Origin of the sequence: Serratia sp. JUb9, from assembly GCF_014298095.1 — a bacterium.
Lineage (GTDB): Bacteria > Pseudomonadota > Gammaproteobacteria > Enterobacterales > Enterobacteriaceae > Serratia_B > Serratia_B rhizosphaerae.
On record NZ_CP060416.1, the window covers coordinates 3,247,269 to 3,268,867 of the forward strand.

General features: G+C 56.4%; 17 protein-coding genes. 3 read left to right on the forward strand and 14 right to left on the reverse strand.

Annotation, left to right across the window (positions count from 1 at the left end; translation table 11 throughout):
* Window positions 1-16 precede the first annotated feature (16 nt).
* The 6 genes from HF675_RS15375 to cmoM form a co-directional block, all read right to left on the reverse strand.
* The gene (locus tag HF675_RS15375) at window positions 17-565 is read right to left on the reverse strand and encodes a YcbK family protein (RefSeq protein WP_105230535.1); all 549 of its coding nucleotides are present in this window, start codon (window positions 563-565) and stop codon (window positions 17-19) included.
* Window positions 566-750: 185 nt separating this feature from the next.
* Entirely contained in the window at window positions 751-2,562 is a 1,812-nt protein-coding gene (ldtD, locus tag HF675_RS15380) for a L,D-transpeptidase (RefSeq protein WP_105230534.1), read from the reverse strand.
* A gap of 211 nt (window positions 2,563-2,773) precedes the next feature.
* Window positions 2,774-7,228, reverse strand: a complete 4,455-nt coding sequence (mukB, locus tag HF675_RS15385; RefSeq protein ID WP_105230533.1) for a chromosome partition protein MukB — start codon at window positions 7,226-7,228, stop codon at window positions 2,774-2,776.
* Complete coding sequence (mukE, locus tag HF675_RS15390) at window positions 7,225-7,953, reverse strand: chromosome partition protein MukE (RefSeq protein WP_105230532.1); 729 nt, start codon at window positions 7,951-7,953, stop codon at window positions 7,225-7,227. The genes mukB and mukE overlap by 4 nt, the downstream gene beginning before the upstream one ends.
* The gene (gene mukF / locus HF675_RS15395) at window positions 7,934-9,256 is read right to left on the reverse strand and encodes a chromosome partition protein MukF (RefSeq protein ID WP_105230531.1); all 1,323 of its coding nucleotides are present in this window, start codon (window positions 9,254-9,256) and stop codon (window positions 7,934-7,936) included. Before mukF ends, mukE begins: the two co-directional genes overlap by 20 nt.
* Entirely contained in the window at window positions 9,253-10,038 is a 786-nt protein-coding gene (gene cmoM, locus HF675_RS15400) for a tRNA uridine 5-oxyacetic acid(34) methyltransferase CmoM (RefSeq protein ID WP_015671771.1), read from the reverse strand. Before cmoM ends, mukF begins: the two co-directional genes overlap by 4 nt.
* A gap of 151 nt (window positions 10,039-10,189) precedes the next feature.
* Between cmoM and elyC the strand changes: the two genes are divergently transcribed.
* Window positions 10,190-10,963, forward strand: a complete 774-nt coding sequence (elyC, locus tag HF675_RS15405) for an envelope biogenesis factor ElyC (protein WP_105230530.1) — start codon at window positions 10,190-10,192, stop codon at window positions 10,961-10,963.
* Between the two features lie 92 nt (window positions 10,964-11,055).
* Here elyC and kdsB read toward each other — a convergent pair whose 3' ends face one another.
* From kdsB to HF675_RS15420, 3 genes are all read right to left on the reverse strand, one after another.
* Window positions 11,056-11,805: a 3-deoxy-manno-octulosonate cytidylyltransferase gene (gene kdsB, locus HF675_RS15410; RefSeq protein ID WP_105230529.1), complete on the reverse strand. Its 750-nt coding sequence runs from the start codon at window positions 11,803-11,805 to the stop codon at window positions 11,056-11,058.
* Window positions 11,802-11,984 carry a Trm112 family protein gene (locus HF675_RS15415; protein ID WP_105230528.1) on the reverse strand — a complete coding sequence of 61 codons (183 nt, stop codon included), beginning with the start codon at window positions 11,982-11,984 and terminating at the stop codon, window positions 11,802-11,804. The genes kdsB and HF675_RS15415 overlap by 4 nt, the downstream gene beginning before the upstream one ends.
* 306 nt (window positions 11,985-12,290) lie before the next feature.
* The gene (locus HF675_RS15420; protein ID WP_105230527.1) at window positions 12,291-13,517 is read right to left on the reverse strand and encodes a winged helix-turn-helix domain-containing protein; all 1,227 of its coding nucleotides are present in this window, start codon (window positions 13,515-13,517) and stop codon (window positions 12,291-12,293) included.
* Here HF675_RS15420 and HF675_RS15425 point away from each other — a divergent pair, their 5' ends adjacent.
* Entirely contained in the window at window positions 13,518-13,661 is a 144-nt protein-coding gene (locus HF675_RS15425; protein ID WP_158684790.1) for a hypothetical protein, read from the forward strand.
* An 80-nt stretch (window positions 13,662-13,741) separates the two neighbouring features.
* On the opposite strand, the gene HF675_RS15430 is transcribed toward HF675_RS15425, so the two are convergent.
* Window positions 13,742-13,963: a cold-shock protein gene (locus HF675_RS15430; RefSeq protein WP_105230526.1), complete on the reverse strand. Its 222-nt coding sequence runs from the start codon at window positions 13,961-13,963 to the stop codon at window positions 13,742-13,744.
* A gap of 220 nt (window positions 13,964-14,183) precedes the next feature.
* A complete protein-coding gene (locus HF675_RS15435; protein WP_015671765.1) occupies window positions 14,184-14,393 on the reverse strand; it encodes a cold shock domain-containing protein in 210 nt (69 codons plus the stop codon).
* Window positions 14,394-14,934: 541 nt separating this feature from the next.
* Here HF675_RS15435 and HF675_RS15440 point away from each other — a divergent pair.
* Complete coding sequence (locus HF675_RS15440) at window positions 14,935-16,341, forward strand: VOC family protein (RefSeq protein ID WP_187043351.1); 1,407 nt, start codon at window positions 14,935-14,937, stop codon at window positions 16,339-16,341.
* Between the two features lies 1 nt (window position 16,342).
* Here the strand turns inward: HF675_RS15440 and lpxK are convergent, their stop codons facing one another.
* The 3 genes from lpxK to HF675_RS15455 are packed head-to-tail and all read right to left on the reverse strand — an operon-like array spanning window position 16,343 to window position 21,377.
* Window positions 16,343-17,323, reverse strand: a complete 981-nt coding sequence (gene lpxK / locus HF675_RS15445; RefSeq protein WP_105230525.1) for a tetraacyldisaccharide 4'-kinase — start codon at window positions 17,321-17,323, stop codon at window positions 16,343-16,345.
* Window positions 17,323-19,071 (reverse strand): lipid A ABC transporter ATP-binding protein/permease MsbA, encoded by a 1,749-nt coding sequence (msbA, locus tag HF675_RS15450; protein ID WP_187043352.1) that lies wholly within the window; start codon window positions 19,069-19,071, stop codon window positions 17,323-17,325. The genes lpxK and msbA overlap by 1 nt, the downstream gene beginning before the upstream one ends.
* Before the next feature lie 35 nt (window positions 19,072-19,106).
* On the reverse strand, window positions 19,107-21,377 hold the full coding sequence (locus tag HF675_RS15455) for a ComEC family protein (RefSeq protein ID WP_255427361.1): 2,271 nt from the start codon (window positions 21,375-21,377) through the stop codon (window positions 19,107-19,109).
* Window positions 21,378-21,599: the final 222 nt, after the last annotated feature.

Here is a 21,599-nt window from a genome sequence, read left to right on the forward strand (position 1 = left end):
TCCAGAGGCACAGCGATTACCAGGTACGCACCGGCCCGGTATCGATGTGAACGAAATTGCTACGCGGATAATAGCCTACGCCACCCGCACGCATTTTTAACGCCGCCTTGCGGATGTTGCTCAGCTGAATGCCTTCGATATGGAAATCCATCGCCTGGCCTTTGGTGTGGTAGCTATGTTTGGCAACGCCACGACTGCGCGCACGCAGTTCGTTGTTCGTCCCCAGGGAACGGTAACCGGAAATCAGCTGTACCGGTTTAGTGGTGCCCAGCATCCCCTGCAGACGATAAAGATGATCAAACAACTGCGGATCGATCGATTTAACTTTATTCGCACGGAAATCGCGGAACAAGTGATTTAAGCGCACCAATTCTTCTTTATTATAATTTTTACCATCGAAGAATTCGGCTTTAAGTGATTCGCCTGTATGCAGGTTATTTACTACAAGAATACGAGGGCGAGAAGTAGAAAGGCTGGCAAATGCTTGACCCGGAAGTAAAGCCATGCCCATCGCGGCGCCACCCAACGCCAGCCATTTACGGCGGTGAAGATCAATTTTGTCCATGTTTCTATCAGACCCGGCAAGAATATCAAAAAAATATGCACAAAAAAGCGCACTGCCTGAACCTTAACCGCCCACGCCGCCTGAGTCAACCCATGATGCGGCGCGGCTTACAGGCACTCTGACAGCGAGTGCCTGTATCAGGTTCGAATATTCAGACCGTTACTTAGTTAAAATTACTGCATTTATTACAGCAATTTTTCTGCCTGGGACAAAATTTGTGCGCTCGATCGCACAGTATTATCGTAATTGTAAATATCTGTACGGAATTGTGGCTGTCCGTCATCGGCAACCCACGCCGTTAAATAATACAATTTAACCGGAATACGCCCTCGTACATTAACGAAAGTGGTATTGCCCTGCTTCAGGGTGGAAGAAACACGGCTATCGTTCCAACCGGCATCCTGCAACAACATATTGGCTAACACCGAGGCTTTATTTACCCGTACGCAGCCGGAACTGAGCGCACGAATATCTTTTTTAAACAGGCTGTGATTCGGCGTGTCATGCAGATAAATAGCATCCGAACTTGGCATATTAAATTTAAAACGGCCCAGCGAGTTAGTGGCACCCGGCGCCTGACGAATACGATACGGGAAATTACGGGCGGAGATCGAACTCCAGTCAATCGTTGACGGATCAATCACCTGCGCATCATTGCTCCAGCCGGACAACAGCGTATAGCCGTGTTTCTGGAAGTAATTAATATCACGCATCGCCTTCGGCACAATATCTTCACGCACCAGCGTCGTCGGCACATTCCACGGCGGGTTAACCACCACGTTATTCAGCGCGCTGCTCATCAATGGCGTTTTACGACTTGGACGGCCGACGATTACCCGCGACGAAAGCACTTCACTCCCATCACGATAATAAACCAGCGAGTAGTTGGGAATATTCACCATAATACCGTTGTTCACCCGCCCCGGCAGAATACGCAAACGCTGAATATTCAGCGCCAGCAATGCGGCACGGGTTTGCGGCGACACGTTCAGCCATTCACGCGTGCGCACCCCGATCAGACCATCCGCACTCAGCCCCTGCCATTTCTGGAAGCGTTTGACGCCTTCAACCAGCTCGTCGCTGTACAGGCTGTCGCCGCTGGCGGCGGACTGCAGCATGCCGCCTTCATCCGAGCTCACCGACGCCGATGATGGACTCACCACCGCAGCACGGTTCTCGCGCAGCTTTTCTTCATCAACCGACTGGTCATCATCCACCACCGGCGCGGTGCTATTCACCATTGCCGGCTCCTGACTCTGCGGCATGTTGCCAGCGCTTGCGGACAACATGCCGGTGCGCTGCAGAATTTCACGCAGCGCGGGGATGTCGCTGCTGGTTTGCCCCGGACGCAGCGTCGGGCCGCTGGCCAGATGCGGCCAAGGACGGCTGTCGGTCAGCAGGTCACGTAGCGCCTGATGCATCTTCGCGTATTGCGGATGCTGCGGCGCCAGTGATTCAATATAAGGCAGCGTTTTGCTCTGGCGCACCGCCAGCTGCCACTGGTTAATCACGGTTGCCGGCGGCGTGGCCAGCTTATAAGGAATATTGCTGTACAGCCATTGATTGCCGTTGGCGCTGATGGAAGAGACAAACTGCAAATAGCCAAGCATCGCATCCGACAACACAATGTCACGCCCCATGTCGCTAATCGCCGGGTCGGTCAGCTGTTTCACCCATTGATTAAACTGCGGCTGAATACCGGAAATCGCCAGCTCGGCCAGCTGCTGCTGGAACTGCTGCACCGTTTCACGATCCTGCCACATCGGTTGCATCTGGTTGGCCGCATACAGCGGGGCCAGCGCGGCAAGGTAGTGCGGCGTAACGCCGCGCGGCAGCGCCGACATCAGCTCTGCACGGCTTTGCGCCACTGTCGTGGCGGAGGAACCCGCGGACAATCCGGGCGTAGTTGCCCATGCGGGTAGTGACGCGGCAAAACTACATGCGATAGCGCAGCTCAGCGCCAAACGTCGTACCCTGTTACTTTCTTTAAGCAACATCCCTTGCCCCCTCTCTGCTCACAAAAAATATGATAAAAATTACTGATTAATTTAAGTATATACCTAAAATAAATGGAGTTGCATCAAGCCGACAAAAGCGTCCGCCGGATACGGCCCGTCCCAGAGCGCCAACACTGGAAAACGCACTATCATCCATAGCCAATAAAAAATAGCCACCCTGGGGCGGCTATTTTCAGATTTTTAGGGTGTTTTAAACCTGCGGCGTCTCTGCCGGGCTGGCCCCCAGTGCCGGCGGCTCATTGGCAAAACCGCGCAGCCCCACCACGTGCACATGCTCCTGATTCTGGAACACCTTACGCACCAGTTTATAGGTGGTGCCTTTTTCCGGGCTGATATTTTCCGGCGCCGCGATGATCAGCTGCATTTCCAGACGGTCACACAGCTCGAACAGCGTGGCGATGGATTTAGCATCCAGACGCGCCGCTTCATCGAGGAACAACAGACGGCACGGAGAAATATCCTTGCCGCGCAGGCGACGGGATTCTTCCTCCCAGCTCTGCACCACCATTACCAGAATCGACATACCGGTACCGATCGCCTCACCGGTCGACAACGCGCCGCTTTCCGCACGCAGCCAGCCGTCAGAGCCGCGGAAGACTTCCACCTCCAGCTCCAGGTAATTACGGTAATCCAGCAGCTCTTCACCAATGGTCTGCGGCGTGCGCTGACCCATATCGATCTGCGGATTCAGCCGCTGATACAGTTTAGCCAGCGCCTCGGAGAAGCTCAGGCGGTTGCTGTTGAACAGATCCTGATGCTGCTCCTGCTGTTCGGACAGCACGTCCAGCAGCGTCGCATGCGCTTCACGCACGTTGACGTTCAGACGCACGCTCTTCACCTGGCCGAAGGATACGGCCTGCAGCCCCTGGTTCAGCATGCGGATGCGATTCTGCTCACGCTGAATGGTCTTGCGGATGATATTCGCCACGCTTTTGGAACTGATCGCCAGTTTCTGCTCGCGGCTGGTCAGCTCTTCGGTCAGACGACTCAGCTCGATCTCCATCTGTTCAATGGCTTCAATCGGGTCGTCGGTGCGGATAATATCCTGACGGATACGCTCGCGCAGATGCTGATACACCGCGATATAGAACTGGATTTTGCGTTCCGGCCGCTTCGGATCTTCCGACAGACGCAGCACGTCGCGCAGATGTTCGTTATCCGCCACCGCCAGACGCAGCGCACCCAGTGCCTTATCCGACATTGAGCGCAGCTCGTCGCCGTCCATATAGGCCAGCTCGCGGCGGTGCAGGCGACGCTCCACGCCGTTATCTTTCACCATGCGCATCACCGCGCACCAGCCCGCCTTGGCGGTCACCACCTGCTCACGCAGCTGATGATAGTCGCGCTCAAGCTTGCGCAGTTTTTTCTGCAGGCTGTCCATTTCCGCTTCGCAGAAGGTCAGCTGTTTCTCCAGCTGATTACGCCGCGCGCGGTTGTTGCTCAGTGCCGCATGCAGCTCGTCGCGGCGCTGACGCGCGCGCGCTTCGGCGTTGGCATCGGCCTGTACGCCGATATCCACCAGCTCCTGGCTCAGCTCTTTGAGCATATCGCGCTTGGCTTCATAAGAGCTTTTCAGCGAGGCCAATACCTGACTGTACTGCGTAAACTGGCTCTGATACTGACGCAGCTGCTCACGGGCGCTGCTGCGCTCCGCTTCCGCCTGCTCCAGTCGATGGCGCAGTTTGTCGTTGAGATCGTTATTGGCGTTTTGCATACCGGCCGAGTCGGTATAGCTAAAGTGCGCGCGGCGCTGCACCACCTCGATCAATGCAAAGGCCTGCTGCTTCGCCTGGCGCTGAGTATTCTGCGCCTGCTGATAATCCTGCTGCAGCTGTTCATGCTGCTCCGGATCGTTTTGCAGCACGGACACCAGCGGCTCCAGTTTATTCAGGGCAACGCCGTGCTGCTGCAGGTAGCGTGCAGCCTCCTGCGCCTCGTCCAGCTCGTCCTGAATTTCTTCCACCCGGTCCTGCAAGGTGTCATCGTTCAACAGCGAAACCAGCGGCGTCAGGCGATGCAGCGCAGAAAGCCCCTCTTTCGCCTGCTCGTACTGCTGACGCTGCTGCTGGTTCTGCGCTTCATGGTTGTTCAGCGCACGTTCGATCTCCGTGCGACGACCGTTCAGCGTACGGATTTCCGCTTCCGGATCGGTATCAAAGGCAACGCCCAGATGACTACCGATAAAGCGGCTGAACGCCTGATGAGAACGCTGGATTTTCTGTACGTCGAACGATAGCGTCGCGTAGCGTTCCGCCAGCGTTTCACGTTCGGCATGCAAGACTTCCAGACGTTTTTCACGCGCGGCGCGGCCAAACAGCGGCACTTCCGGGAAGCGGGAGTAACGCCACTGGCGGTCGGCGATTTTCACCACCACCGCTTTTTCTTGTTCTTCAACGGCGAAGACGCTGTCATCGAACGACTGCGGATCCCCTTCGATCAGGTAGAGATCTTCCGGGCAATCTTCCAGTCCTTCCAGCATTTCGCGCACCAGCGACAGGTCCGGCACCACGATGGCGTGGCGGGACGGGCCATACAGCGCGGAGAAGTAAGGCGCATCGTCGATGGTGACATCGTCGTAAATTTCCGACAGCAGTACGCCGCCGAAACGTTCGGCCAGCGTCACCAGACGCTGATCTTCCGCGCCGCTCGGCTGGCTAAGACGCTCAATCTGCGCGTCGACTTCGCGTTTGCGGGCTGCTACTTCGTCGCGTTCAACCGTAGTTTCACGCTCACGCTCCAGCAGCTGCTGCATATATTCGGTAACCTGCTGGCTGCTTTCCAGCGGTTCGCCGCTTTGTTCACTCAGTTGGCTGAGCGCGTCCTGCGCCGTCAGCCACACCGGCGCGCGGGCGGTCAGTTCGCGGATGCGCTGCTGGAGATGCTCCAGCTCCTGACGCATTTCCATCCGCCGTTCGCCGGCTTCGCTGACGTTCTGCGACAGCGACTCCAGCCGCTCTTCCAGCTCTTGTTGCAGCGCATCGAGGTCGTCTGCCTGATAGTCCTGGCCATGGCGTTTACAGAATTCCTGCAGCAGACGCTCGGCATCCTGCTGAGAGCGCAGACGCTGCTCCAACTCGCTCAAACGCATACGCAGCGGCTGCACGCGCTCCGCCTGGTGCTGCTGCGACGGCCAGTCGCGCAGCACTTCGCGCGCGGTCTGCCAGGCATCGCTGCGGCTGACTTCACCGGCAATTTTACACACCAACTGGTAAGCCTGTTCAAAACGGCCGTGCGCGGCATCGGCCACGCTCAGCTTCTGTTCCAACATCAACAGCGCTTCGGTGGCTTCCTGCTCGCGCGCCTGGAAGGTTTCCAGCCACTGTTCGGCATTGTCCGCGCTCAGCTCCGGCAGCTGGCACAGAGAACGCGCGCGCTCCAGCGCCTGCAGCGCCTGTTGATACTGAATGGCGCGGGTCTGCTGCACGTCGAGCGCCTGCTGGTAATCGGCCAGCTGACTTTTCAGCTCATCCACTTCCAGCTCGGCCGCCTCGGCGCGCGCGCTGTACTCTTCCTGCTGTTCGCCGGCTTCGGCCACCACTTCATTCTGTTCTTCCAGCCGGTAGGTCAGCTCTTCCAGATCGGCTTCATAGCGCTCGATCTTCTCCTGCTGACGCATCGCGGTCTGCACCAGGTTCAGATGATCGCTGGCTGCCTGATAATCGGTTTCCAGATCGGACTCCGCACCGCTCTGCTCCGCCAGCTCACGCGCCATCTCTATGTGGCGGTACTGCTCCGCCGCCAGCTGTTTCCGGCTGCCGAACAGGTCGTTACGCAGCACCAGCGTGCTGTCCAGATGGATACGCCGCTCGTTGGCATGGCGCATATAGTCCGCCGCCACATAGGACGTCGCTTCAGAAATCAGGTGTTTGAACAGGTCGCGGTCGGACTGGGTGACGCGGATCGCTTCCAGCGTCATGCGGTTTTCCCGCAGCGCGGCTTCCATATCCTGGAACGCCTTGCGCACGCCGCTGTTTTCCGGCAGCAGGTAGTCGCGCAGCGAGCGGGTAATGGCGCTGGAAATACCGCCGTACAGCGAGGCCTCGATCAAACGATAGAACTTGCTGCGGTCGGCGGAAGAGCGCAGGCGTTTTGGGATAATCCCCAGATCAAACATCAAAGAGTGATAATCGGTGATGGAGTTGAACTGCTTGAACTGCACCCCTTCAATCTCTTCCAGCCGCTCTTTCAGCTCCGGCAGCGACAGCACGCGCGCCTGGCGCTCGCCGACCGTCTGCGTCAGAATTTCCGTCGGCTGCACCGAGGTCGGCAGCCCCTGAATGGTGAACGGCTTGATATCGACCTTACGGTCACGGCCGGCAACCTGCTGCAGACGCACGCCGACCACCACGCGCTGATGGCGCGAGTTGACCACGTCGAGCGTCGAGTAACACACCCCGGCGCGCAGTTTGCCGTGCAGGCCTTTATCGCGCGAGCCGCTGGTCGCGCCGGCTTCGGTGGTGTTACGGAAATGCAGCAGCGTCAGATCGGGGATCAGCGCGGTGACGAAGGCCGCCATGGTGGTGGATTTCCCCGCCCCGTTACCGCCGGACAGCGTGGTGACCAGCTCATCCAAATCAAAGGTGCGGGCAAAGAAGCCGTTCCAGTTAACCAGCGTTAGCGAGCGAAATTTACCGCGTTCAATCATTCCTGTTCATCCTCTGCGCTATCCGGCGTGTTATCTGCCGTTTGCTCTTCGCCTTCTTGCTCATCATTCAACAACAGGCTGTTTTCAATCGGCATGGCCTCGCCGTCGCGGATCATACGCAGCTGTGCTTCACGCGGATCGTCACCGCTGCGCACATCTGCGCCGAAGCGGAATACCGCCTCGGTGATGCGGAATTTACTGCTGTCGCCGCCCATAAAATAGACCATGCCCAAACGGCGCAGACGGTTCAAGGAAGTGCGTACCTTTTCGTGCAGCTTCTGCCGGTCAAGGTCAGAGCCGGTGGAGCGCTGGTTGACGAACTTCAGCAGCTTGTTTTCATCCGCCAGGCTCAGCAGCTCGTCGTACAGCTCCTGATGGCTGAAAATGCCTTCGTGCGCCAGACGTTCCGGGCTCAGATAGAGGTAACAGAGAATTTTACCGACCATCATATCCAGCTCGGACAGCACCGAACGCGGGATCAGCGTCGTGGAACGCGGGCGCAGATAGAAAAAGCCTTCCGGCGCACGCAGCAGCTCGACGCTGTAGCGCGCGTAGAACTCTTCCAGTTCATCCTGAAAATCCATCAGAAATGCGTGGTTGTCCAGCTCGTCAATGCCGATATGACGCCCTGCGCGCAGTTGACTGTCCAGCGCCGGAAACAGCGGGTTGGACAATGCCTTCGCCAGTTTTACTGGCATAATGTGTTCAATATTTGTCGATGACATGGGCCTGTACCTTGGCTCCGTAATCATTGATTACCTGCCACTCGGCCGGTAACCCTGAAAAATCAGCTTCAGCCACACCAAGGCGCACCGCCTGGTCGACCACTAAACGCGCCACGTCGAAGTGACGGGCGCGCGGATATTGCGCCAGATAATCGCGCATGACCGCCCCTAAATTGAGCGGCAACTGTTGTTCCTGATAAACCTTCAGCGCCTGTTCGATCATCGCCGCCAGCTGTTCGCGGATTTCGCTGAACTCTTCATATTCCAGATCCGGCGGCAGTTCCCCGGTCACCTCATCGCTGCGCAGCGCCAGTTCTTCATCGCGCATATCCAGCAGGCGATCGGCGCTGGCATGAGTCAGCGCCCACGGGTTGTCGAAATAGTTTTGCACCGACTGGCGCAGACGCTGCGCAAACACACGGTTTTTATCCATGTCGATCGCGGTACGGATGAATTTGTGCACGTGGCGGTCATAGCCGATCCACAGGTCGATCGCCTGCTGCCCCCAACTGACGATGCGATCCAGTTTGCTTTGCAGGTCAAACACCAGTTTGTCGACAAAGGCCAGTTCGGCATCGCCCAACGTGGATTCCTGAATACGCAGCAGATTCGCCTGCAGCTTGTCGCCGGCGGCTTCCAACGTATCCTGCAGTTCACGCAGCGTACCGGAGGTTTCCGACAGCAGCATCTCACAGCTGGAGATCGCGGCGCGCCAGTCCTGGTTCAGCAGCGCGGCGATATCTTCTTTCACCCCCTGCTGCTGCTCATCCATCACGCGCTGGGTCATATCGATGCTGTCGAAGATCTCCGCCACCGAATACTTCAGCGGCGCAAAGACGTTGCGATGCCAGTGGAAATCATCGCCGCCCTCTTCAGCGGCGTCCGCCGCGCGTTTCAATTCCTGCGCGACGATCGACAGCTGCATCGACAGGCGCAGCGTTGAGAATTCACGCTGACGAATATAGTAGTCGGTAATGCCGATGCCCAGCGGCGTCAGACGGTAAATGGCATTGCCGTCCGCCAGTTCGCTGGTAAAACGGTTCAACAGGCGCTGGCGCACCATGTCGTTAATCGCATTATTGGCGCGGATCGCCACCGTTTCATGCGTCTGTTCGAAACCCTTGCTGACATGGCGAAATGCATCAACCAGCTCACCTTCGCTCATCTCGCCGTCCAGCCGCTCGCCGTTTAACGTGGCGATCGCAAGCAGAAACGCAAGACGCTCCGTAGGGAGCGAAATAGAGAAATCATTTTTCCGTGCCCAGGCGACCAGTTCGGGTACAGTCTGGGAAAATTCACTCATAGTTCGTCCTTCAGGTTTGGTTTATGCGCCATGACGTGAATATAGCGCCCCAAACTCACGTACGGCTCCTGCCGACAATAGTGCTGTTCAAGCGCCAATAACTCTTCAAATTTTTGTGTCTGCAGTTGCCTGCTTTGCAGGTAATCATGAAACACGCGCACGCCGGTTTTACCGCTGATGCGCATGCCCAGCTGTTCCAGCCAGCCATAGACCAACGGCGGACTATGCGGGTATTGCGGCGACAGCGAACGCTTGCGGCGCCGTCTCACTTCGGGATTGACCAATTGAAAATTACCCAATACCACGTTACGCATCAACAAGCCGTTGGCGTTGAAAAACATCAGCGACAGCGCGCCGCCGGGCCGCAGACAGTCATACAACGCCTGCAATGCCGCCTGCGGTTCTGCGATCCATTCAAGCACAGCATGGAACAATATCAGATCGACCGGCTGTTCCAAATGCTGACCGATCTCCTGAGCCGAACTTTGTATAAATTGCATGTTCTGGCTCACACCTTTCTGCTGCGCCAACTGCGCGGCGCGTTGGATCATCTCACCAGAAAGATCGCACAACAACACCTGATGTCCTAATTCCGCCAGTTGGCAGGCCATATGGCCTTCGCCGCCGCCGGCATCAAGTATACGCAATGGACGCTGCGGCAGTTGCGCCAGCAGCGTATTCAGATCCTGCCAAACTACCGCCTGGCGGATTTTGCCTTTCGTGGTGCCGTAAATATTACGCGCAAACTTTTCCGCAATATCGTCAAAATTGCGATCCTGCATTGGACTACGGCTCCGTTGATCTTATCCTGCCGGGGGGCAACACGCTCCCCACCAAACCTGCTATTTTGGCACAGACTGGCATAGAATAAATCTTCTTACGGCCGGAATGTGCCCGGATGTCGTTTTTTCGCCCAAAAGGACCGGATTTTTAATGCTGTTCAACCTGAAAAAGTTTATTGGCGGCATCATGATGCCGCTGCCCGCCCTGCTGTTACTGATGGCGCTGGCGCTGTTGCTGCTGTGGTTCACCCGCTGGCAGAAAAGCGGGAAAGTAATTCTCAGCCTGAGCTGGCTGTTTTTACTGCTTTTCAGCCTGCAGCCGGTCGCCGATCGGCTGCTGCGGCCGATTGAATCCACCTACGCCACCTATCGCGGTCATGACCCGGTCAATTATATCGTGGTTTTAGGCGGGGGTTACACTTTCAATCCGGACTGGGCGCCCAGCTCAAACCTGATCGGCAACAGCCTGCCGCGGGTTACCGAAGGCGTACGGCAGTATCTTGCACATCCCGGCGCGAAAATGGTGTTTACCGGCGCGCGCGGCGCCAATACCTTGAGCAATGCGGAAACCGCAGCGCGGGTGGCGGAAAGCCTGGGCGTGCCGCGCCGCGATATCGTGGTGCTGGATCGCCCGGTGGATACCGAGCAAGAGGCGGCGCAGGTCGCCAAACTGATTGGCCGGCAGCCGTTTCTGCTGGTGACCTCCGCCAACCATCTGCCGCGCGCCATGCGCTTTTTCGAGGCGCAGGGGCTGCGGCCCATCCCGGCGCCGGCCAACCAGCTGGCCATCACTTCACCGCTGAATATCTGGGATCGGGTACTGCCTTCCGCTATGTTCCTCAGCCATAGCGAACGCGCCTGGTACGAAACCCTGGGCAGTTTGTGGCAGCGTTTAAAGGGAAATGGCGAGAAGATTGAAGAATAAGAGCAAATGACTTCGCTTTACGCAAACGCGGGTGGAAACTAAAACGGTGAGCAAGCTTACCGGCACCGAACGGCCGGTAAGCTCAGGGAAATCTACGTGTTAAGGCTGTCGCGCACGCGCTGCAAGTCTTCTGCGGTATCTACGCCGACGCTCGGGATGGCCTTTGCCACCGCGACGTGAATCTTTTCGCCGTACCACAGCACCCGCAGCTGCTCCAGCAGCTCGATTTTTTCCAGCGGGCTTGGCGCCCAGCTGACATAGCGGCGGACAAAACCGGCGCGGTAGGCATAAATACCGAGATGACGCAGCAGGTTATCGCCAATCGCGCTTTTAGACTGCGCAAAACGCTCACGATCCCAAGGGATGGTGGCGCGGGAGAAATAGAGCGCGTAGCCCTCGGCATCCATCACCACTTTCACCGCATTCGGATTAAACGCCTCTTCCGCCGTTTCAATCGGCGCGGCCAGCGTGGCCATACCGGCGCTGCTCGCCGCCAGATTTTCCGCCACCTGACGAATAATCACCGGCGGCACCAGCGGCTCATCCCCCTGCACATTGACGATGATCTGGTCATCGGCAAAACCGTAATGCTCGATCACTTCCGCCAGACGCTCGGTGCCGGACTCATGATCTTCGCGGGTCATGCACACCTCACCGCCGGCGGCCTCGACCGCACGGGCAACGTCGGGATGATCGGTGGCGACAATCACCCGCTCGGCACCGGATTCACGCGCGCGCTCCATCACATGCACCACCATCGGCTTCCCGTGGATATCCGCCAGCGGTTTACCCGGCAGGCGAGTCGATGCATAACGAGCCGGAATTATTGCGATGAAACTCATGCTTGCTTCTCATCCGGCGACAGCGTGCGCGCTTCGTTTTCCAGCAGCACCGGAATACCATCACGTAACGGGTACGCCAGGCCGTCTAGCTTGCAGACCAATTCCTGATTTTCTTTATTAAAGTACAGTTTTCCGTTGCAGACCGGGCAAGCAACGATTTCAAGCAAACGGTGATCCATGCTTCCTCCATGGGGAGAGATATGACTGTGGGGAATGTGCATGAGAATAACATAACGCGCCAGCGCAGGTTAATCATTGCTGGTTTTACTGCTGTGCTTTTCGCCAAAATGGCGTGGGGGTTGTGTTGCCCGCCAAGCAGGCGTAATATTTGTGACGTAAGTCACACAATTATGCAAGCACCTGCCAATGATGAAACGTATCAATAAAATTATCGCCCTGTTCGCTAATTTCAGCGCCTAAGGGGCCAAGCCTGTAACGAACGGCGATGTCACTCGTTTTACCCCCCCCAGAAACAACGCCGTTCGTTATCCCACTTGCCAAATTTCGCCATACTGCTCACGCAATGCTCCCGGTACCGCCCTCAGTCTGACTCGCCCAGCGCCGTGCCACTTCGCCATACGGCTAATAGCCTGAAACAGATCCTGACAGCGCTGCTTGCCCATACGAACACCGGGCTCCAGATGGAAACTGATCACCTCAAATTCCCCGGTTCGCCGATGCATTTTCGCATCGATGCGCCCAATCAGTTCGCCGCGATTGAGCACCGGTAACGTAAAGTAGCCATACTGCCGCTTTCCTTTCGGCGTATAGCATTCCAGTCGATAGTCGAAATTAAACAATTCCAGCGCCCGGCGGCGATCCCACACCACGGGATCAAACGGCGAAAGCAGCGTGGTGACCCGTGAGCGCAGCTTGTTCTGCTCGGCCAGCGGCAGCGCCTCAGCCAGTGAATGGTGCAGATAAAAATCGCCCGACAGCTGTGCAACCTTTATCGGCAGGATCTCGCCCTGCAGCTGCAGCTGCTGGAGTAGTTTTTTAGGCGCAACGCGCTTCAGGCGATAATAGTCAGCCAGCCACTCCGCTTTAAAAATCCCCAGATAGCGACAGGTACGTGCCAACATAACCCGGCGCGCCTCTTCTTCGGACAATGCCTGTCTGGCATCATCCCAGTCCGGCAACAGGCGTTCGGTCAAATCATAAACCCGGTGAAAATTACGTCGCTCGGCCACCATCAGCTTGCCGGCGGTAAACAACGTTTCAAGGTGACGCTTCTCCGGTTTCCACTCCCACCAACCGTTACCGCCCTTCTTCTGCGCGTTAAAATCCGCCGAGCGCTGCGGCCCGTTTGCAGCGATATGGCTCAATATATCGTTAATCGCACCCTGATGCTTTTCCACCCACTCCTGCGAATACTTCCATCCCATCCCCTGCGGGTTCAGCATGCGATGACGCAATAGGGCGAAGTCTTCAATCGGCAGAAAACAGGCTTCATGCGCCCAGTACTCAAAGAGCTGTCGGCCGGCCAGCGCCTGCTCCAGCCACTGTGGCGCATAATCCCCCAGCCGGCTGAATAACACCAGATAAGGGCTGCGGGCAACAACGCTGATGGTATCAATTTGCAGTAGCCCCATGCGTTGAATGGCGGCGACCACATCTTCTGGCCCGGCTTTGCGTTTCGCCGGCGTCAACAACCCCTGAGCGGCCAGATGCAGCGCACGGGCTGCGGCCAGTGAAATAACCGGAACGGACATATGGATATCCAGGTGATTAATCAATCGCTTGAGAATAGTGGAAGTTTGCTCATTTTTCTTCAGCGTGTGCATCAGGGAGATGCGAAAATATCAGGGCTAGGCGGCTGCTTGCCAATGATCATGGCAATGGTTAAAGAGCTATGATGGAATGAAGAAGAGTTTGATGTTTTCTTCGCCAGTGCGAGGGGGTGGCGACACCGGCACTGGCGAGGAAGGAGGATGCCTTAGAACGCGATAACGTCTGCGGCGGACAGCCCGTGTGAGCTGCGACAGATCGAGAACTCAACGTTCTGACCTTCATTTAATGACTTGTTTTTCGTATTGGCGATAGCGCGACGGTTCACATAAATTTCATCGCTGCCGTCAACCGGTAAAATCACACCGTAGCCTGCGGCTTGGTCATACCATTTTACACGGCCCATTTTTAACATTGTATTTTTAAACATAATTATTTCCTTTCTTTCGGGCATCCGTAACAACGCTATTTGTTATTATTGTCTGGATGCTAACCGCCCATCCTAAAGTTTTTCGTAACAAACCTCTCATGAGCAACAAATAAAAAACCCGCACAACGGCGGGCTTATTGAACTTAATATCTTCCGCATGACTCGGCAAGCGCCTCATCAAGGTTGTATCAAGATCTCTATACGCTATTTCCTGTAAAACTTACAGAGCAACAACGTTGGCGGCAGCCGGCCCGCGCGGGCTGTCTTCAATGGTATACTCAACGCGCTGGCCTTCAGCCAGGGTCTTGAAACCATCGGTCATGATTGCGGAGAAGTGTACGAATACATCTTTGCCGCCGTCTTGCTGCTCAATGAAACCAAAACCTTTACTCTCATTGAACCACTTAACCTGACCGGTCTTCTTAGACATTACATTTACCTTTTAAATATTTACAAAACCTGCCATAAGGCAATTTTGGCCATTGCAGAAACATTACTTATGGGAGGTACTTAGAAGGTTCGTCTTTGAAGCGGAATCGAATGATAACGTTTATGGAGGAACTGCTTAGTAAACTGATTACCTAAACTTCTAAATCTTGTCTCGTACATAAATAGGTCTGAATCACAGGCCGAATTCATTTACTCATAAAACCCCAGATTACACAAGGGGGTTTTCACACTATTTTTATCCCTGCGCGTCATTTAATTTTATACCCATGATTAGTATCGAATTATTTTTTGCAAAGTACGGTAAAGAAAACCCGCCTCGCCGTTTTTTTGATGCTTGAATGGCGCTCCCGATGCCGCAAATGAGAGCTAACGCATAAAAATCTAATATGGTTACGCAACATATAACAAATCCATAACCCGATGACTAAACTTGGAGTGATAACAAGGTGAACGGCATGATCGGCAGCACTTTCACCGGAACCGTCATTTTTCAGATAAAACTGAACAAAGGAGCGATGCGCATGACTGCCCAGCAGTTCGTTTCACCCAATGAAATCCGCAGCCGGTTCTCTCTGGCGATGTCGGAAATGTATCAAAAAGAGGTGCCGCTCTATGGCGAGCTATTAAGTCTGGTAGCTGAGACCAACCGCCAGGTACTGAGCAGCGATAGCGAATTGGCACATCAGTTACAAATCACCGGTGAAATAGAGCGCCTGGCCATGGAGCGTCATGGCGCCATCCGCGTCGGCACGGCTGAAGAACTGACGACATTGCGCCGGCTGTTTAACGTGATGGGCATGTCGCCCGTTGGTTATTACGATCTGGCGCCCGCGGGCGTACCGGTACACTCCACCGCCTTTCGCGCCGTTCACGAACAGGATCTTCAGGCCAGCCCTTTCCGCGTATTCACCTCATTATTACGTCTGGAGCTGATTGATCAGCCTGAACTGCGTGCGCTGGCGCAACGCCTGCTGGAACGCCGCTATATTTTCACCGACCGAGCGCTGGCGCTAATCGAGCAACATGAAAACCAGAGCGGATTGACCGCTGAGCAGGCAGCCGAATTTGTTGAACAGGCGCTGGAAACCTTCCGCTGGCACAGCCAGGCTACCGTCAGCGCCGCCGAATACCAACAGCTACACGATCAACACCGGCTGATTGCCGATGTGGTGGCCTTTAAAGGGCCGCACATTAACCATCTGACGCCGCGCACACTGGATATTGATGCGGCGCAGAGCGCCATGCCGCAACGGGGGATCACGCCTAAAGCCGTTATCGAAGGCCCGCCCCGTCGCCGCTGCCCGATTCTGCTGCGGCAAACCAGCTTTAAAGCACTGGTGGAACAGGTAGCTTTTGTTGAAAGCGACGGTGCCGCCGTAATGGGACAACACACGGCGCGCTTTGGCGAGATAGAGCAACGCGGCGTCGCACTGACGCCCGAAGGCCGCGCTCTGTATGATCGCCTGCTGCAGGCAACCAACGATGCGCTGCAGACCACGCCAAGCGAAGGCAATGCGGCGCATTATTACCAACTGTTGCAGGACAACTTCCGCGCATTCCCGGATGACTATCCGACGCTGCGCGAGCAACGCCTGGCCTGGTTCCGCTACTTCCCTACCGAACTCGGGCTGGCGGCGAAGGAACGTCTGGATGACAGCTGGACGCTGGAGCAGTTAATCGCTGAGGATTACATCCGCTTCCAGCCGCTGGTGTATGAAGATTTTCTGCCGGTCAGCGCCGCCGGCATTTTCCAGTCAAATTTGGGAGACAACGCGCAGGCACATTATAATGCCACCTCCAGCCGCAGCGCTTTTGAGCAGGCGCTCGGCATGAAAGTGGTGGATGAACTGACGCTGTACCGGCAAACGCAGCAGCGTTCACTACAGGCCTGCGCGCAAGCGCTGGGGCTTGGCGCGCTGGAGGCCTGATTTACTTCTTCAGATGGGATTCGATACGTTGCAGCAGTGATGCGGCCTGTTCTTCGGGAAAAACGGCGTCAACCGGCAAATACCACCAGTTATCCTGAGCAAAGGCGCGGCATTTAACCGCGTCTTTTTCCGTCATCAACAGCGTCTGACCCGGTGAGGCCAGCGCCTGCAGCTGCTCTGGGCTATAGTCCTGATGATCGGCAAACGCCACTTCCCGCGCGACGTTAACGCCCAGCTTTTCCAGCGTGGCAAAAAAACGCGGCGGGTGGCCAATGCCCGCCATCGCAACCGCCTGCGGCAGCTGCGCCGCCGGCAACCGTTCGCCAGTAGCAATATTTACCGCGTCACGCGCCTGTAGCTTCATGGCGATCTCACCCGGCTGCGCCACCCCGCCGTTGGTAATGCAGGCATCAACGCTCTGCAAACGGCTGGCGCGCTCGCGCATCGGCCCGGCCGGCAGCCACCAGCCGTTGCCAAAACGCCTCACGCCGTCAATCACCACCAGCTCAACGTCGCGCTGCAACGCATAATGCTGCAGGCCGTCATCAGTAATCACCAGATCAAGATCGTGCTGCGCCAACAGCGCCTGTACCGCTTCCGTACGCTTGGGCGATACCGCCACCGGAGCCGCGGTGCGCTGATAGATCAACACCGGCTCATCCCCGGCCTGCCGGGTCGTCGTCTGTGCATTCAGCACCAGCGGATAAACCGCCGATTTGCCGCCATAGCCGCGGGAAACCACGCCAACCCGGTAACCACGCTGCTGCAGCTGTTCGACCAGCCAGATAACCGTTGGCGTTTTGCCATTGCCGCCGGCGGTCAGGTTACCCACCACCACCACCGGCACCGGCGCGCGCCAGCTTTTACGCCAGCCGAGCCTGTAGCTCAGCCGAATAAGCCCGCTCACCAGGCCATACAGCCAGGAGAGCGGTAGTAACAGCAGGTAGAGCAGCGAACTGCCGGACCAGATACGTTCGATCATTATTCACCAAACTGCATGCGATGCAGCTGCGCGTAAGCACCCTGCTTCGCGAGCAAATCAGCGTGCTCGCCACGCTCGACGATACGGCCGTCCTCAACCACCAAAATCTCATCCGCTTTTTCAATAGTGGACAGGCGGTGGGCGATAACCAGCGAGGTGCGGTTCTTCTGAAGTTCGTCCAGCGCCGCCTGAATCGCACGTTCGGATTCCGTATCCAGCGCCGAGGTAGCTTCATCCAGGATCAGTATCGGGCAATCGCGCAGCAGAGCACGGGCGATGGCGATACGCTGGCGCTGGCCGCCGGAAAGCATCACGCCGTTTTCACCGATCACCGTATCCAGACCCTGATCCATTTTCTCGATAAAGTCCATGGCGTAAGCCATTCGCGCCGCTTTCTCAATATCTTCACGGCTATAACGGTCTTCACGCGCATAGGCGATATTATTGGCGATAGTATCGTTAAACAGATGGACGTTCTGCGACACCAGAGCTACCTGATCGCGCAGCGACGCCAGCGTGTATTCACGCAAATCGTGCCCATCCATCAGGATCTCGCCTTGCTGAATGTCGTAGAAGCGGGTCAGCAGATTGGCAATCGTCGATTTACCCGAACCGGAGCGTCCGACCAAGGCGACCGTTTTGCCTTCCTCAATCGTCAGGCTGATATCACGCAGCGCCGGCGTATCTTTCCCCGGGTAGTAGAAGGTGACATTACGCAGCTCGACATCCCCTTTGGCGCGCTTGATTTCGCGCGTGCCGGTATCTTTTTCCTGTTCCATATCCAGAATGGAGAACAGCGTCTGGCAAGCCGCCATGCCGCGCTGGAACTGAGCATTGACGTTAGTCAGCGATTTCAGCGGACGCATCAGTGCAATCATGGAGGAGAACACCACGGTAATGGTACCCGCGGTCAGGGTCTCCATCACGCTGGGGAAGCTGGCGGCGAACAAGACGAAAGCCAGCGCCAGCGAGGCAATCAGCTGAATGATTGGATCGGAAATCGATGAGGCGGAAACCAGTTTCATTCCCTGCTGACGCATGCGATTACTGACCGTATTAAAACGTTCGGTCTCCACCTGCTGGCCGCCGAAAATCAGAACTTCCTTATGTCCTTTCAGCATCTGCTCGGCGCTGGTGGTCACCTGCCCCATCGTATTTTGCATGTTTTTACTGATATTACGGAAACGCTTGGAGACCATGCGGATAGCGATAGAAACAATCGGCGCCAGTACGATCAAGATAAGCGACAGCTGCCAGCTGTAGTAGAACATCATGATAAACAGGCCGATGATTGAAGCGCCTTCACGCACCACGGTCACCAGCGCACTGGAAGATGACGAGGCTACCTGTTCGGAATCGTAGGTAATACGCGACAGCAATGTACCGGTAGACTGCTGATCAAAGAAGGATACCGGCATACGCATCATATGGCCAAACAGCCGCCGGCGCATATGCATCACGACCATCCCAGATACCCAGGAAATACAATAACTTGAAATGAAGCTGGTTACGCCGCGCATCAACATCAGCCCGATCACGGCCAGCGGCATCCACACCAAAACGCTGCTGTCTGCTTTACCAAAGCCGTCATCCAGCAGAGGTTTGAGCAAGGATAACATCAGGGTGTCGCCCGCAGCGTTCAAAACCAGCGCAATAGCAGCGACAATCAATCCTGCTTTGAAAGGGGTGATCATCGGCCACAGGCGACGGAATGTCTGCCAGGTCGAGAGATCTTTATCATTCATCATGCAAATACCAGCATCGGAAGAAATAGCGGCCCATTTTACTCATTATCCCCCCTTTCTCCAAACCGCTGATGGTACCAACGGGGCATTAATTGCTCACGAAAGCCTTTAATTTGCCAATCATTGTCGAAAAACAGCACGCTCAACTGCCCGGAGCGTGAAGTGTCATGCCATGCAATGCGATAGGAACGGTAACGCCCGATGATTTTTTCCGCAGGCAGGCGCCACTGATTGTAGCGGGAAGCGGAGGCTAACGCCGCGGCCGGCGCCACCGCCCGCAGAAATGGCGGCGTAGATGAGGTCTTACTGCCATGGTGCGGCACCTGCAGCAAGGTGGACGGTAACTCGGCGCGCTGTTTCAGCAATGCCGACTCCCCTCGGGCTTCCAGATCGCCGGTTAACAGCAGGCTGAATCTTCCATCATCGACGCGAATCGTACAGGAATCATCATTGCCCACATGCTTCAGGCGCTGCGGAGGCCACAACACGCGAAAATTAAGCCCACGCCATCGCCACTGTTGCCCCTGCACACAGGCATAATGACCAGCGGCATGCAAAGGAGAATACACCGCCGCTTTCGGAAAGGCCCGTTGCAGCGCACTCAGTCCGCCCATATGGTCCTGATGACTGTGGCTGATAATAATTGCCTCCAGTTCAATACCGCGCCAATGCAAATAGGGCAGAATCTCCCGCTCGGCCATACTGCCGCTTGCCCAGCGATCGCCGGTATCATACATCACCGCTTTGCCGTCACGTTCGATCACCACCGCCAGGCCATGCCCCACATCCAGCATGTCGACGCGCCAGCGATAATCTGCCTGACGCTCACGCCACGTCAGGCAACAGAGCAATACGGCGATACAGCCGCCGGGGGAACTTACCCAACAGCGTAAACGCCAGCCGAGCACGCTTAACCACCCCAGCGCACTGAACGGCAGCAGCGCACTGCCTACGCGCAGCCATCCCTGCTCCAGCCATGGCAACGGCCAGATGGCCCATGTCAGCGACAGATCGGCCCAGCGCCAGAACCAACCCGCCGCGGCGCTCCCGGCCCCGGCGATAATAGCAAACAGAATCATGGGGACACTGAGCAACGATACAATCGGCACCGCCCAGAGGTTAGCCGGCAATGACGTCCAGGTCACGCCGTGGAACAACCCGAACTGCATCGGCATCAGTAACAATGTCATACCGAGTTGGATATGCAGCCAACGCAGCGGTGCCCAATACCAACCAGCATTGAAAGGTGATGGCAGCGCCGCCCATTCAAACCAGAAGATCAAGGCCGCTACCGCCAGTGCCGACAGCCAAAAGCTGTCGGACAATATTGCTAACGGATCGCTCAACAGAATCAGACAAACGCACCACAGCCAAATCTGCCATGGGGTACAGCAGATGCCCCGCAAACGCACCAGCGTCCAGAGCGTCAGCGCAAGCAGCGCACGCACCGCCGGCGGCTGAGCGCCAGCCAGCCATACGTATCCCAGCGCCGCCAGCACGCCGCCAACCAAAGGCAAGCGATAGCCAATCCAGCCGACCGGCAACGCGAGCTGCATCAGCCGCAGCAGGCACCACGCCAGCACGGCCGCCAGTGAAATATGCAGGCCAGAAATCGCCATTAAATGCGCGATGCCCGTTTTAAGAAACAGGTTCCGTTCCGTCTGGCTCAGCAGAGCGCGTTCGCCAAACGCCAGCGCCAGTAAAGTACTTTGATGAGATAATCCTTCCGTACGCTGCTGTGCCGCGCTGACAATACGCTGGCGCCAGCTGCACTGCGCATCAAGCAATGCGGCGGACTGTACATAACCACTCAATGGCTGACGACGCGCCATCGCCCAGCGTTGGCTGTCAAAGCCACCTTGATTCAAGCGGCTGTGTACCGGACGTAAACGCGCTTTAAGCTGCCAGCGTTGCCCGGCACACCACGGCGCATATTTCCAGTAAGCGCTAAATGACAACGCCGGGAACAGCCAACGGCCATTGACCTGCTCAATGCGAAACAGCACCTTTCCCGGTTCGTGGTCAGCCAGCGCGACGCTGACAACGCTGACCGTCAGATTAAGCGGCTTACCGCTTAACACAGAGATCTGGCGCGTAAGCTGCTGCGCACTGCCGCAGGCCAACATAAACCCGCACAGCAGCCAGGCGGCATACTGACAATACGCCGATGGCGTTTGTCGCCAGCAGTACACCATCACCAACGCCAGGCCCGCAATCAACAACGGTGCCGGCAACTGCGGCAAGAACAGCAGCGGCGCCATCCCCAGCACCAGAGCAATGGCGGCAATATCTACGGAAATTTTGATAATGCTCTCCCGGTAAACACATCATGATTGCAGGGAGAGTACGTTGATACTCCGCCGGTTATCGGCCAAAAAACGAGTAACGGAATACACAGCGCAGGCTTAATTTCTATTGAGCAAGCCTTACGTTAAGGATGCGCGACAATGCGCAAAATCAGGAGGTAACCACAGGAGAAGCTGGCGGTATATCGTCTGTCATCAGACTGCGTTAGAGGTAAAAAAAAACGG

What these genes read in the sequence shown, in the direction of transcription:
- HF675_RS15375 (WP_105230535.1), bottom strand. Translation starts at nt 565, where the DNA reads ATGGACAAAATTGATCTTCACCGCCGTAAATGGCTGGCGTTGGGTGGC.
- ldtD (WP_105230534.1), bottom strand. Translation starts at nt 2,562, where the DNA reads ATGTTGCTTAAAGAAAGTAACAGGGTACGACGTTTGGCGCTGAGCTGC.
- mukB (WP_105230533.1), bottom strand. Translation starts at nt 7,228, where the DNA reads ATGATTGAACGCGGTAAATTTCGCTCGCTAACGCTGGTTAACTGGAAC.
- mukE (WP_105230532.1), bottom strand. Translation starts at nt 7,953, where the DNA reads ATGTCATCGACAAATATTGAACACATTATGCCAGTAAAACTGGCGAAG.
- mukF (WP_105230531.1), bottom strand. Translation starts at nt 9,256, where the DNA reads ATGAGTGAATTTTCCCAGACTGTACCCGAACTGGTCGCCTGGGCACGG.
- cmoM (WP_015671771.1), bottom strand. Translation starts at nt 10,038, where the DNA reads ATGCAGGATCGCAATTTTGACGATATTGCGGAAAAGTTTGCGCGTAAT.
- elyC (WP_105230530.1), top strand. Translation starts at nt 10,190, where the DNA reads ATGCTGTTCAACCTGAAAAAGTTTATTGGCGGCATCATGATGCCGCTG.
- kdsB (WP_105230529.1), bottom strand. Translation starts at nt 11,805, where the DNA reads ATGAGTTTCATCGCAATAATTCCGGCTCGTTATGCATCGACTCGCCTG.
- HF675_RS15415 (WP_105230528.1), bottom strand. Translation starts at nt 11,984, where the DNA reads ATGGATCACCGTTTGCTTGAAATCGTTGCTTGCCCGGTCTGCAACGGA.
- HF675_RS15420 (WP_105230527.1), bottom strand. Translation starts at nt 13,517, where the DNA reads ATGTCCGTTCCGGTTATTTCACTGGCCGCAGCCCGTGCGCTGCATCTG.
- HF675_RS15425 (WP_158684790.1), top strand. Translation starts at nt 13,518, where the DNA reads ATGGATATCCAGGTGATTAATCAATCGCTTGAGAATAGTGGAAGTTTG.
- HF675_RS15430 (WP_105230526.1), bottom strand. Translation starts at nt 13,963, where the DNA reads ATGTTTAAAAATACAATGTTAAAAATGGGCCGTGTAAAATGGTATGAC.
- HF675_RS15435 (WP_015671765.1), bottom strand. Translation starts at nt 14,393, where the DNA reads ATGTCTAAGAAGACCGGTCAGGTTAAGTGGTTCAATGAGAGTAAAGGT.
- HF675_RS15440 (WP_187043351.1), top strand. Translation starts at nt 14,935, where the DNA reads ATGACTGCCCAGCAGTTCGTTTCACCCAATGAAATCCGCAGCCGGTTC.
- lpxK (WP_105230525.1), bottom strand. Translation starts at nt 17,323, where the DNA reads ATGATCGAACGTATCTGGTCCGGCAGTTCGCTGCTCTACCTGCTGTTA.
- msbA (WP_187043352.1), bottom strand. Translation starts at nt 19,071, where the DNA reads ATGATGAATGATAAAGATCTCTCGACCTGGCAGACATTCCGTCGCCTG.